Genomic DNA, 13,004 nt, shown 5'->3' with positions numbered 1-13,004 from the left:
CATGGCAATGCGATTCAATAAAGTATAGCGATTCGCTAGGGATTAGGAAGAGCAATCTTTCACGGCTTAGCGTGACAGGTGTCAGTTATGCATACTTGCTGGTAATGGAGTCATGCTTTTGTGGGGTTGCGCACGAGGGGGCGCCGCAACCGTATACTGGTCAACTTGGACGTGTCCGCGCCCACAACTGAGAGGTTTAACTTCATGGGTTTCATCAATTTTATCGCCGAGCTGCTTAAGGATCCGCGCACTGCGATCGCCAGCTGGATCGCCGCTGGCCCGCTCATGGCCTACGGCTGCGTGTTCCTGATCATCTTTATCGAGACGGGCGTGGTGTTCTTCCCGTTCCTTCCCGGCGATTCGCTGCTGTTTGCCTCGGGCTTCTTTGCCCACAACGGCGGCTTTAACATCGTGGCCCTGCTGGCCGTCGCATGGGCCGCAGCCATCCTGGGCGATCAGTGCAACTTTATGATCGGCCACTTCTTTGGCCGCAAAATCATCGCCTCGGGCAAGGTAAAGGCCATGACGCCCGAGCGCATTAAAAAGTCTGAGGACTTCCTTGACAAGTGGGGCCACCTGGCCATCTTCCTGGGTCGCTTCTTCCCGTTTATCCGCACCTTTGTGCCCTTCATCGCCGGTATGGGCGGCATGCACTGGCGCAACTTTGTCATCTTTAACGTGCTGGGTGGTATTACCTGGTCGACGGTCTTTACGCTGCTGGGCTACTTCTTTGGTGGCATTCCGTTTGTGCAGGAGCACTTTGAGCTGCTGATCGTAGGCATCGTCGCCGTGTCGATCATTCCGACCGTGGTCTGTTTGGTTAAGGCAAAGCTCGGTAAAAAGAACGCCTAGTCCGAGCTTGTTTTCGGATGTTAATTCCAAGGCCCGTCATCGGATTCGATGGCGGGCCTTTTGTGTTGAAGGCAAATGAAAATACTTTACTTAGTTAAAGAAAAGCGTTTTATCCAAGGCGTGCGGGGAGTACAATCACCTGCATGCGAATCGACGCGCCATCGGCTTTGATGCTGCCCGCGTGTCCTGCCCGGCTCTACGCTCCGGGTATGCGACGTTGCGACGCGGCCTGCTTCGGTCCTTGCGTGCGGGTTCGCGAGTATGCAACCGCGTATGTAAGGAGCGACATATGACTGTCGAGAAGAAAGATATCGATTGGGGTAGCCTCGGCTTTGGCTACATGAAGACCGATTACAGCTACGAGGCTCATTGGAAGGATGGCGAGTGGGACGAGGGCGGCCTGACCACCGACCACACCCTGCACGTCTCCGAGTGCGGCGGTATCTTCCACTACTGCCAGGAGGTCTTTGAGGGCCTGAAGGCCTACACCGCCGAGGACGGCAGCATCGTCTGCTTCCGTCCCGACATGAACGCCGAGCGTATGTACAACTCCGCCCAGCGTCTGGAGATGCCCCCGTTCCCCAAGGATAAGTTTGTCGAGGCCGTCAAGCAGGTCGTCTCTGCCAACGCCGCATGGGTTCCGCCCTTCGGTTCCGGCGCAACCCTGTACGTGCGTCCATTTATGATCGGCTCCGGTGACGTGATCGGCGTGGCTCCCGCTCCTGAGTACACGTTCCGTATTCTCGTGACCCCGGTCGGTCCGTACTTTAAGGGCGGCCTCAAGCCTGTCAAGCTGCGCGTTTCCGAGTACGACCGCGCCGCACCGCACGGCACCGGCAACATCAAGGCCGGCCTCAACTACGCCATGTCCCTGAAGCCCACGATGGAGGCTCACCGCGAGGGCTATGCCGAGAACCTGTATCTCGACTCCGAGTCCCGCACCTATGTCGAGGAGACCGGTGGCGCCAACATCCTGTTCGTGAAGGAAGATGGCACGCTTGTTGTCCCGCAGTCGCACACCGACTCCATTCTTCCCTCCATCACCCGCCGTTCGCTCGTTCAGGTTGCTCAGGACCTGGGCATGACCGTCGACCAGCGTCCCGTCGAGTGGGCCGAGGTTAAGGCCGGCACCTTTGTTGAGTGCGGTCTGTGCGGCACCGCTGCCGTTATCTCCCCGGTCGGCGAGATCGACAACAAGGTCTACGGTGCCGACGAGACTGTGACCTTCCCGGCTGGCTACACCGAGATCGGTCCTGTGATGAAGAGGCTCCGCGAGACCCTGACGGGCATCCAGTCTGGTGCTGTTGAGGATAAGCACAACTGGGTTTACACCGTCGCGTAAGCTGTCTTAGCTGTCCGGGCCGAGGGCGACCTTCCTTTCCGGCGCGTCCTCGGACATGCAAGAACCTCCGCAGCGCACTTCGTGCGGCGGAGGTTCTTTCGTCCTGCGGAGTGCGCCGGAAAGGAAGGTTGCCCTCGGGCCTGCGTTACCTCGGCGCTGCCGTTACGAGCAATATAGATCTGAATGAAAGATGGCGCGCGGCCTTTTAGGCCGCGCTTTTGTTTTGGTTCGCGCCATGTGGGGGTGATGGCGACGTGCATTTTTGCGAGTATTCTGCAATCGAAGGCCCCTGCATACCGACCTCGGGCAAAAAATCGGGATTTCTCGATGTTTTCTACGAATGATGGGCGGGGTTATGGGCTGACAGCGTTTGATTTGCAGGGATATTTGCGCTCTTTGGCATTTATCGCGGTGCCCGAAGCCCTTGGTTATGTTGAATACTCCTAAAAATGCACGGCGCTTAGAGGGGGAGCTTCGCGAAAAAGGAAACCGCCCCGTCGAAGTATGCATTCGACGGGGCGGTTTATGCATTTGGCCGATTAAGGATGCGCTGCCAAACTACTAGAACTTGACGGTCGGGGCCTGGCGGGCTGCTTCGGCGGCCTCGAAGCCCTGGCGCTCCTTAAACTGGAAGATGCCGGCAAAGATGACAGCCGGGAACGTCTGAATGGCGTTGTTGTAGCTGAGCACGCAGTCGTTGTAGCTCTGGCGTGCATAGCTAATCTTGTTCTCGGTATCCTCGAGCGACGCCTGCAGCTGCGTAAAGTTGGTGTTCGCCTTAAGATCGGGGTAAGCCTCGGCCACGGCGAAGAGCTGGCGCAGGGCGCCGGTCAGCACGTTGTCGGCTTCCATCTTAGCTTCGGGCGTGGTGGCGCTCACGGCGGCGTTGCGCGCGTTGACCACGGCGGCAAGCGTGTCCTGCTCGTGTTTAGCGTAGCCCTTGACGGTCTCGACTAGGTTAGGGATCAGGTCGTTGCGGCGCTGCAGCTGCGTGTCGATGTTCTGCCAGGCGTTATCAATGCGATTGCGCTTGGTGACCATGTTGTTGTAGATGCCAGCGATGGCGCAGACAATCACAACGACAACAACGATACCGATGATGACGGGAATCATGGTGTCTCCGTTTCGAATGGCCGCGGCGTCTTCCGCCGGCTGCCGTTGGTGTAACGCTACTAGTATACCCGCAACCTTTGGCGATACCGAACTTTCCGGTAAGCGTTATGTTTCCACCAAGGTGAGGCCGTTCGCCAGGGAGTGGGCGATACAGGTATAAGATATGCGACAGATTAGTGAGCGCTGTCTTTTCCTTGAGGAGGGCGATACGTATGGACCTTCGCATCAAGAAAACCTATCGGGCCCTGTTCGAGGCCTTTACTGAGCTGCTCGAAGAGCATCGGTTTGAGGACGTGACGGTTGCCATGCTGTGCGACCGCGCTATGATTCGTCGGACGACGTTCTACAAGCACTTCCGCGACAAAAACGATTACTTTGCCTTCTATATCGATGAACTCATGTCGGGTCTGCCGCAAAAGCGGGCCGATGCGGATGGCGCGGAGGGCGCCGAGGACGTGCGCGCGCTTCGCCACGAAGTGTTCGCCGATGCCATGGATCTGATTCTGGCGCATGAGCAGCTCATGGATAACATTTTGGCGAGCAGTATGTCGGGCATGCTGACCAGCATGATTTGCGACCGCATCGCGCGCTCCATACGCGGGCGCGTGATGAGCGCGCTTGACGAGGATGCGCTTGCGCCCGTATCGCTCGAGACAACGTCTGAGTTTGTCGCCGGCGGCATTATTCGGCTCTTTACCATGTGGTGGGAATCGGGCCACGTGCTGGAGCGCCGATCCGAAATCGCCGACGTGGTCGATGCGCTGTTCGAGCGGACCATGACGCCGGTGAGTCACTAAGAGTGGCGGAGAGAGGGGGATTCGAACCCCCGGAACGCTCTCGCGCTCAACGGTTTTCAAGACCGCCGCATTCAACCGCTCTGCCATCTCTCCGTGAGTCGTAATGATAGCATCGTTTTGAATTTGCAACAGGGAAGGCGAACGATGACGAGCACCGAAATCGACGAGAAGTTCATGCGCGAGGCGTTGGCGGAGGCGCGCGCCGCCGCGGCGGTGGGCGAGGTGCCCATTGGCGCTGTGGTGGTGCGCGCGGGTGAGATTGTCGCGCGGGCGCATAATCGTCGTGAGCTCGATCAGGACCCTTCGGCGCATGCAGAGTTCGCGGCCCTGTGCGCTGCCGCTCGGTCGCTCGGTCGCTGGCGCCTTTCCGACTGTACGGTCTACGTGACGCTCGAGCCCTGCTGCATGTGTGCGGGGCTTATGGTTAACGCGCGCGTGGGGCGCTGCGTGTATGGCGCGAGCGACGCCAAGGCGGGCGCGTTGGGATCCCTATACGATTTGAATGCCGACTCGCGCCTGAATCATCGGTTTAACGTGACGGCTGGCGTGCTGGCAGACGAGTGTCGTGAGGTGCTGAGCAGCTATTTTAGTGGGCTGCGTGGCACCGATGGTGCTGACTGCGGTTGCGGGGCCGATCTTGAGGCGCATGCCGCTCATGCCGAGGCGCTCGTGTGTGCCGAAGATATTGCCGTTGAGGCGGTCGATTTTGGTGCCGCGCGCCGCCGGCCCCGCCGTGTGCTGTTGGCGATCGATTCCTTTAAGGGCAGCGTTTCGAGCGCGCAGGCGGAGGCGGCGGTTGCCGAAGGCGTGCGCCGCGTTTGGCCCGATGCCGAGGTGCGCACATTGCCGCTGGCAGATGGTGGCGAGGGAACGCTCGATGCCATCGCCGCATGCGGTGGCGAGCTTGTGACCTGCGATGTCGCAGGCCCCTTGGGCGACCGCGTGTCTGCCCGGATGCTGGTGGACGGCGAGCACGAGTCGGCTGTAATTGAGATGGCCGAGGCGGCGGGTATTGGGTATTCACCCTGCACGGAATCGGCGGCGCTTGCGGCTTCGACCTATGGCGTGGGCGAGCTGATGCTCCGTGCGGTTCGTGCCGGGGCAAAGACTATCTATATTGGCTTGGGCGGCAGCGCCACCAACGACGGTGGCGCCGGCATGCTGCAGGCGCTGGGCGCGCGTGTGGTCGATGATCGGGGCTGCGATGTCGCCCCCGGTCTTGCCGGCCTTGAGCAGGTGGCGAGCGTTGATTTGGCGCCAGCGCTGCAGGCTTTGGATGGCGCTCGTATCGTTGTGCTATCGGATGTCGAGAATCCGCTCGTAGGGCGTCGCGGTGCGCTGGCAGTGTTCGGTGGACAGAAGGGTCTGCCGGCGGATGATGCCGAGGCGCTGGGTAAGTACGACAGCTGGATGGTCGGCTACGGCCGCCTGCTCGATACGGCAATTGTCGAGGCTCGGGCCCAGGGGTTGTTGCACACACCCGAGGGCGCACGGACATTTGGCTCGGTGCTCGGCGTGCCCGGTGCCGGTGCCGCCGGCGGCCTGGGCGCCGCGTTGTTGGCACTTGGTGCCGAGTTGCGTTCGGGCGTTGAGACCGTGCTCGACCTCGTGGGATTTGACGAGCGCGTGCGCGATGTCGACCTGGTCATAACGGGCGAGGGCAATATGGATGAGCAATCCGCCGCCGGCAAAGCGCCGGTGGGTGTGGCCCGCCGTGCCATGCGCTATGGCAAGCCGGTGGCCGCTGTCGTGGGCGGTCGCGCCGTCAACCTGGATGCGGTGTATGAGCAGGGCATTGACCTTGTACTGCCGATCTGTCGCAAGCCCATGGACCTGGAGCGGGCACTCGATCCGCAAGAAGCCACAACCAACCTCATCTGTGCCGGCGAAGCAGCCGCTCGATCCTACGACCTCGCCCGCCTCTAAGGCCTATCTCCCTATAAGTTGCGGTGGAATACGGAGTGTTTTTGCCTTTAAGGGGCCAATTCAGTCCGTATTCCACCGCAACTTCGAGAATGGCCATTCGAGGTTGGCTGCCTTGGGTCTTGGGTCGGACCGTTTGCCACGAAATGCGGCCATCTACTACGTTAAACCGGCCACCTTCGACCATCCCGGAATTTGCAAAAACAAAACCGCAGGTAGAAAGCTTGCCGATTTTCGAAAAAGTCGGCTATGGTCGACCCCTGTGACCAAAACGTAGTAGATAGGCCCTTTTCGTGGCACAGCACCAGATCAGTCTATTTAGTACGGGGCTTCCTTGACTACTTTCGCCACCCTGATGCCCCACCAGTCAAAAAGTAGTCAAAAAGCCCCGTCCCAAATTAGCTACCTTGCTCTGGCGGGCGGGAGCAGGTAAGATATACCGAGCGCCTAGCGCGTTCGATGGGTTCGGATGACGACATGTTCCGAATCTGGTCAGGTCCGGAAGGAAGCAGCCATAAGGAGCCTCTGTCGGGCATCCGAATCCATCGAGCGCACGGGCTTTCTTTTTGCGCGGTTTTACCAAACCGCGCAATGCTCGACGCTGCGCGCCACCCAGAGCGACAATTTGTCATTCAAAAGGCAAGGCATGACCAGAAGGTCTATGCCTTGCCTTTTTCATGCCAACTTGTTCGCTCTGGGTGGCGCTCGCTGACTGCGCCAAGACATCAATGGCTACGTGGTTCAAGAGACGGCGGCGTTGCCATCTGTTTTTACAAGTAAAGAGGCCCGTTTCCCTGGTTTTGGTTGGGGAAACGGGCCTCTTTGTCTATGGGCTTGTAGATTGGTGGGAGCGATATGCTCTGGCAGCTACTTTGAGTTCTTGATGCGGCGTACACCCGCGGTGGCTATTCCGAACCCTGCGGCGGCGATTGCTGCGAGTGCGATTGCGCTCGGCGCTGTGTCGCCCGTGTTCGCGAGCTTGCCGGTGGTCGTATTTGCTTGCTTGGTGGAGCTCGATGGAGCGTCTTTGCCGGTCGCGGGCGAGCCGGTGGGCTGTGCCGTTTCGGCCGGTTGCGCTGAGCTGGAGGGTTTTGTCGTCTCGGCGGGTTTCGTTATCTCGGGCGAGGCGGCCTTGTCCGCCGCGGCCTTTGCCTCTTCGTATGCCTTGCAGGCATCGTCATAGGCTATTTGCGCTCTTTTCAAATCGTCGAGGAGCGCATTCCGCTTGGCTGTTTCTCCGTCGAGATGGGTTTTATTAAACTCCACTTCGCTTTCAAAGAAATAAATCAGGCTTTTATGACTTTCGAGGCGCATTCGGCAGTGCTCAAGCTTATCTTCACAGGAATTTTCTTGCATTATTGCCTCTGTGATCGCCTCTTGCAACTGCCGAATAGTTTCGGCAGGAGTCGTGTAGTCGATTTTATTTAATTCTGCCTCAAGGGCTCTTGTCCGGTTGTGGGCCTTATCGCATTCGGCTTGAGCTGCATCGACGTTCGCTTGCATGGTAGGAAGGGATTCCTTATATATGGCGGCTTGCGCCAAATTAGTGTCGTAGTTCTCTTGAAAAATGGCAATTTTAGTATCGATTTCCGCAATTTTCTCGCGACTTGCGGCGTCTTTCGCGGCCTCGAGGTTTTTGAGCGCTTCCTGCATGGCTGCATACGCTTTTTCTTTTGCGGCGGCCGCATCTTCCGTCTGCGGGGCAACTGCACCGGTGGGGGAGCTGGTTTCTGCCGCAATCGCCGTTACGGGGGGGGCGATTCCCGCGACAAGTGCCGCGGAAAGGGCGATGCTCATAGTTGCTCGTCTTGCTCTTCTTGCGAGAATGTCGTTCATCTCGGCACCTCATTTCAAGGGTCGGCGACTCGGCTGGTAGCACTACTGTAAGTATACCAAGCGGTCGACCCGACACTGGCTGGGCGTGCGCGTGCCTTTCCGCTTCTTTGGAAACCGAATCCCATTAGAAATGACGAGTTGTTTACGCTTCTTTTGGGGTGGCGGTACTATCATGATTCGAATTGAGTGTGAATGATGATAGGGAGCGCCTTTTTATGATTGAGCTGCTCAGGCGTTTTGGTGGCAAGTTTCGCCGGTATATGGTGATTGGCCCGGCGTGCAAGTTGATTGAAGTGATCTTTGACTTGCTGACGCCGCTGGTGATTGCCCAGATGATTGATAAGGGTATCGGCGCACACGACGTGAACGCCGTCGTCCACTACGGTATGGTACTTGGCGCCATGGCTGTGATCGGCATCTCGTTTACGCTCGTCTGCCAAAAGATGGCGGCGCTGACCTCGCAGGGCATGGGCACCGACATTCGCGGCGCGCTCTACGAGCACATCAACAAGCTGAGCTACGCCGAGCTTGATCGCTTTGGCACGCCGTCGCTTATCACCCGCATCACCAACGACGTCAACCAGGTGCAGCTTGCCGTGGCGCTGGGCGTGCGCATGCTCATCCGCTGGCCCTTCTTGGCCGTGGGTTCCATGGTTGCGGCCCTTGCCATCGACCTTAAGCTGGGCGTGATTTTCTTGATTTGCACGCCCGCCATTGGCCTGGTGTTCTGGGTTGTCATGGCGCGCTGTATTCCGTACTACAAGCAGCTGCAGGCAAAGCTCGACCGCATCGCGCTTATCTGCCGCGAAGGCCTTTCGGGCGCTCGCGTGGTCCGTGCGTTTGTGCGTGAAGATCACGAGCGTGAGCGCTTTGCCCAAGCCGCCGATGACCAGGCCAATACTGCCATCGCGGTGGGCAAGCTCTCGTCGATTCTCAACCCCGTCACGTTTCTTGTGATGAACCTGGGCGTGTGCGCCATCCTGTGGGTCGGCGGCATCCAGGTCAACGTGGGCGAGCTCACGCAGGGTCAGGTCATGGCGTTCGTCAACTACATGACGCAGACCCTCACCTCCATCGTGTATGTCGCCAACCTGGTCGTGGTCTTTACCAAGTCGAGCGCCAGCGCGTCGCGTATCAACGAGGTGCTCAATTGCGTGCCGAGCATTACCGATGAGGGCAACCAGCCGGTCGCACTGCCCGAGCCGAGCGCGATGGGCAACGCTGTTCCGGTTCCCGCGTTGAGCTTGAGTCATGCGAGCTTCTCCTTTGGCGCTGGCGCTGCCAACGCCGTCAACGATGTGACCCTGGAGCTCCCGCTGGGCAAGACGCTTGGCATTATTGGCGGTACGGGCAGCGGCAAGTCCACGCTCGTCTCGCTTATCCCGCGCCTGTACGATGCGGGCGCCGGCAGTGTGAGCGTGATGGGCGCCGATGTGCGCACCTGGCCGCTCGATCAGCTGCGCCATGTGGTCGCGACCGTTCCGCAGCGAACGTCGCTGGTGAGCGGCACCATCCGCAGCAACCTGACCTGGCGTGACGAGTCGGCGACCGACGAGGAGCTCTGGGCGGCGCTCGACATGGCGCAGGCGAGCGAGTTCGTGCGCAACAAGCCCCAAGCCCTGGATGCCCCGGTCGAGGCGGGCGGCAAGAACTTTAGCGGCGGTCAGCGCCAGCGCCTGACTATCGCGCGCGCCTTAGTGGGCTCGCCGCAGGTTCTGATCATGGACGATTCTGCCTCGGCGCTCGACTTTAAGACCGACGCGGCGCTTCGCCACGCCATCCGCGAGCGCAGCGTGCGCGGTGCCGCCGAGGGCGGGCTGCCGCTGACGACCGTCATCGTGAGCCAGCGCGTTTCGACCGTGCGCGACGCCGACATGATCTGCGTGCTCGATCACGGTTCGGTCGCGGGCCTGGGCACGCACGATGAGCTGTACGCGACCTGCCAGCTCTATCGCGAGATTTGCCAGTCGCAGCTGCGCCGCGAAGAGCTCGAGGGCCAGCAAGGGAGCGCGTTGCCCGCGTCCGCCCAGACCGCCCCTGCATCTGTTTGCGCAAAGGAGGGCTGCTAAATGAACCCGTACACTTCCTCCGGTTCGGTCGCCACGATGGCGGCCAATGTGTCCGGTAACGATAACCTCAACGACCTGGGCGACGGTCCGCGCCAGCCCGGCGACCCTGAGCGCTATCCCGTGGGCGCGGTGACCCGCCGCCTGATGGGTTACGTCCGTCCGCACCGTATTTCGTTTACGGCGTCGTTTGTGAGCGCCGCCATCTCGGTGATTCTGCAGCTCTACACGCCTATCCTTATCGGTGAGGGCATCGACCTGATCGTTGCCGCGGGCCAGGTGAATTTCGATGCACTGCTGCCGCTCGTCACCAAGCTCGCGATTGTCGTGGTGGGCGCGGCGGCCTTCCAGTGGCTGCAGGGCTACTGCGTCAACCGCCTGTCCTACGAGACAGTGCGCGACATGCGCGTGGAGGCGAGCGACAAGCTCAGCCGTATGCCGCTCAGCTTTATCGACAGCCATGCCCACGGCGACCTTATGAGCCGCGTAGTCAACGACGTCGACCAGGTGGGCGATGGTCTGCTGCAGGGCTTTACCCAGCTCTTTACCGGCGTCATCACCATCGTGGGCACGCTTGCGTTTATGCTCTCCATTAACCTGACCATGACACTCGTGGTGGTGCTCGTCACGCCGCTTTCCATCTTTGCAGCTGGCGCCATCGCCAAGCTCTCCAACAAAAGCTTTACGGCTCAGCAGCGTATTCAAGGGCAGCTCGGCGGTCATATCGAGGAGTATGTGGGTGAGCAAAAGCTGGTGGACGCCTTCGCCTACGGCCCGCACGCTCAGCAGCGCTTCGATGCCCTTAACGCCGAGCTCTATACAGCAGGTGAACGCGCGCAGTTTATGGGTTCGCTCTCCAACCCCGGCACGCGCTTTATCAATAACATCATCTATGCCGTGGTCGCTGTGATCGGCTGCGTGGGCGTGATCACGGGCGTGCCAGCGGCGCTTACGGTGGGCGGCGTGCAGATTTTCCTGTCCTATGCCAACCAGTACACCAAGCCGTTCAACGAGGTCACCAACGTCATCACGCAGATCCAGACCGCGTACGCCTCGGCGCGCCGCATGTTTGCGCTGCTCGATGCGCGCGAGCAGGAGCCCGACGCGTCGGACGCCGTAGAGCTTGCCGCCCCGCAGGGCGAGGTTTCGTTTGAGCATGTGGACTTTAGCTATGTGCCCGACCGCAAACTGCTGCAGGATATCTGCATCGATGCCAAGCCCGGCATGCGCTTTGCCCTGGTCGGTCCCACGGGCTGTGGCAAGACAACGCTCATCAATTTGCTGCTGCGGTTCTACGATATCGACGCCGGTCGCATCGCGGTCGATGGCCGTTCCTCGCGTGACTACACGCGCGCAAGCCTGCGCCGTGCCTTTGGCATGGTGCTGCAGGATACGTGGCTGTTCGAGGGCACCGCGGCGGGCAACATCGCCTACGGTTGTCCCGATGCCACACGCGAACAGGTTATCGAGGCGGCCAAGCGCGCGCATGCGCACAAGTTTATCGTGCAGCTGCCAGGCGGCTACGACACGGTGATTGGCGAGGACGGCGGCACGTTTAGCCAGGGTCAAAAACAGCTGCTGTGCATCGCGCGCGTCATGCTTACCGACCCGGCGATCTTGCTGCTGGACGAGGCAACGTCGAGCATCGATACCCGCACCGAGCTGCAGGTGCAGGCAGCATTCGACGAGCTCATGGCTGGCCGCACAAGCTTTGTGGTGGCGCACCGCCTGTCGACGATTCGCAACGCCGACTGCATCCTGGTAATGCGCGATGGCGAGATTATCGAGCGCGGCACGCATGACGAGCTGCTAGCGGCAGGCGGCTTCTATGCCGAGCTTTATCGTAGCCAGTTTGCCCAGTAGGGCCCAGTAGGGGCTGCCGATTAGCGGCAGATGGTTTACATCTGCGTCGATAGTACTAAGATATGCTTTTAATAAATTGCATTAGTGGCTTTAGTTTTGGGGGAAACGAGGCAACGTGACTATGACGTGCTCTTTGGTGGTTAACAGCAAGAGCGGTAATACCAGGATGGTATCGGGCGCGATCAAGCGCGCTCTGCAGGCTGCGGGTGTTGAGTTTGTCCATGCCGCGGCGTTGAGCGACGATGCGGATGCAGATCAGGTTGCGCTCGAGGCGCAGGGCGCCTGCGCGGCTGACACGGTGCTCGTCGGTTTTTGGTGCGACAAGGGCGCGTGCACGCCTTCGGTCGCGGCGTTGCTTTCCGCCTTGCACGGCAAGCGCGTCTTCCTGTTTGGCACCTGCGGTTTTGGCGCCGACCAGAGCTATTACCAGCAGATTATTGATCGCGTAACTTCCAATTTGGCTGGGGATGCCGAGCTTGCGGGCTGGGCGATGTGCCAGGGCAAGATGGGCCCCGCGGTCAAGCAGCGCTACGAGGCCATGCTCGAGCAAGATCCCGACAACGCCCGATTTAAGATGCTGCTCGACAACTGGGTTGCCGCGAAGGACCATCCCACCAAGGAGGATCTGGACAACATGGCTGCAGCCGCCAAAAAGGCCGTGCTGGGCGAGTAGGCCGCCGCTCGCGGTGCCGCGCGTTCAATCGTACAAACGTGAAAGCCTCGAAATTCTCGAGGCTTTTTTCTTGACACTTGTGGGCGCAACCGTGGCAAGCGTTTGGGGGTGACATTTTCCATCACCCCGATGACGAGACCGTCCTGGACGGCACGCTCGCATGCGTTCGCTGGATGTATTCAGAGTGGGACGGACTTTCCGGATGGATGGGGATTCGGAAAGTCCGTCCCAGAATTTGCCTTTGGAGTGGGATGCAGTTTCCGGTTGAGGGCTCTGGCGGAAAATGCGACCCGGAATTTGCGATCAGAGTGGGATGCAGTTTCCCAACGGAGCCACAAGCGGAAACCGCATCCCACTCCGGACGTGAATTCCGGGACAAGCTTTCCGCGATGCGCATGCCAGGCTACGCTTCTGCTACGAGGCGAGCGCAGCTTCTCATCAGCCCACTCAACTCGCAACGGGTGAGGGGCGGCGGCAGGCGGAGGCGCGGGAAAGGTCTGTCGCGAGTTCCGCACGCAAAGGGGGCCACTTAATGTGGC

9 protein-coding genes, 1 tRNA gene and 1 other RNA gene are annotated in these 13,004 nt (G+C 59.9%); 8 read left to right on the top strand and 3 right to left on the bottom strand.

What is annotated here, in order from left to right:
- The first annotated feature begins 204 nt into the window (after positions 1-204).
- Positions 205-852, top strand: a complete 648-nt coding sequence (locus tag DW645_RS01720; RefSeq protein WP_118225963.1) for a DedA family protein — start codon at positions 205-207, stop codon at positions 850-852.
- A 289-nt stretch (positions 853-1,141) separates the two neighbouring features.
- Positions 1,142-2,194: a branched-chain amino acid aminotransferase gene (locus tag DW645_RS01715; RefSeq protein WP_117758006.1), complete on the top strand. Its 1,053-nt coding sequence runs from the start codon at positions 1,142-1,144 to the stop codon at positions 2,192-2,194.
- Positions 2,195-2,755: 561 nt separating this feature from the next.
- Here DW645_RS01715 and DW645_RS01710 read toward each other — a convergent pair.
- Positions 2,756-3,307, bottom strand: coding sequence for a LemA family protein (locus DW645_RS01710; RefSeq protein ID WP_118225961.1), 552 nt, complete (start codon positions 3,305-3,307; stop codon positions 2,756-2,758).
- 212 nt (positions 3,308-3,519) lie between these two features.
- Here DW645_RS01710 and DW645_RS01705 point away from each other — a divergent pair, with 212 nt between their 5' ends.
- On the top strand, positions 3,520-4,104 hold the full coding sequence (locus DW645_RS01705) for a TetR/AcrR family transcriptional regulator (protein WP_117757518.1): 585 nt from the start codon (positions 3,520-3,522) through the stop codon (positions 4,102-4,104).
- Positions 4,105-4,107: 3 nt separating this feature from the next.
- Here DW645_RS01705 and DW645_RS01700 read toward each other — a convergent pair.
- Positions 4,108-4,197, bottom strand: a tRNA-Ser gene (locus tag DW645_RS01700).
- Positions 4,198-4,248: 51 nt separating this feature from the next.
- Between DW645_RS01700 and tadA the strand changes: the two genes are divergently transcribed.
- Together tadA and ffs are read left to right on the top strand one after the other, a co-directional pair.
- Positions 4,249-6,030, top strand: coding sequence for a tRNA adenosine(34) deaminase TadA (gene tadA / locus DW645_RS01695; RefSeq protein WP_118225959.1), 1,782 nt, complete (start codon positions 4,249-4,251; stop codon positions 6,028-6,030).
- Positions 6,031-6,483: 453 nt separating this feature from the next.
- An RNA gene (gene ffs, locus DW645_RS01690) (signal recognition particle sRNA small type) lies at positions 6,484-6,579 on the top strand.
- Positions 6,580-6,894: 315 nt separating this feature from the next.
- On the opposite strand, the gene DW645_RS01685 is transcribed toward ffs, so the two are convergent.
- Positions 6,895-7,863, bottom strand: coding sequence for a hypothetical protein (locus DW645_RS01685; RefSeq protein WP_118225957.1), 969 nt, complete (start codon positions 7,861-7,863; stop codon positions 6,895-6,897).
- 215 nt (positions 7,864-8,078) lie between these two features.
- Between DW645_RS01685 and DW645_RS01680 the strand changes: the two genes are divergently transcribed.
- The 3 genes from DW645_RS01680 (at position 8,079) to bilS (ending at position 12,465) form a co-directional block, all read left to right on the top strand.
- Positions 8,079-9,932 carry an ABC transporter ATP-binding protein gene (locus DW645_RS01680; RefSeq protein ID WP_118225955.1) on the top strand — a complete coding sequence of 618 codons (1,854 nt, stop codon included), beginning with the start codon at positions 8,079-8,081 and terminating at the stop codon, positions 9,930-9,932.
- The gene (locus DW645_RS01675; RefSeq protein ID WP_118225953.1) at positions 9,933-11,792 is read left to right on the top strand and encodes an ABC transporter ATP-binding protein; all 1,860 of its coding nucleotides are present in this window, start codon (positions 9,933-9,935) and stop codon (positions 11,790-11,792) included.
- Between the two features lie 121 nt (positions 11,793-11,913).
- Positions 11,914-12,465 carry a flavodoxin family protein BilS gene (bilS, locus tag DW645_RS01670; protein WP_099432355.1) on the top strand — a complete coding sequence of 184 codons (552 nt, stop codon included), beginning with the start codon at positions 11,914-11,916 and terminating at the stop codon, positions 12,463-12,465.
- Positions 12,466-13,004 lie beyond the last annotated feature (539 nt).

The sequence above is a fragment of the Collinsella sp. AM23-17 genome (assembly GCF_003470945.1).
GTDB classification, from domain to species: Bacteria; Actinomycetota; Coriobacteriia; order Coriobacteriales; family Coriobacteriaceae; genus Collinsella; species Collinsella aerofaciens_O.
The sequence above is the reverse complement of the archived record's forward strand: the minus strand, read 5'-3'. Positions and strand labels throughout refer to the sequence as shown.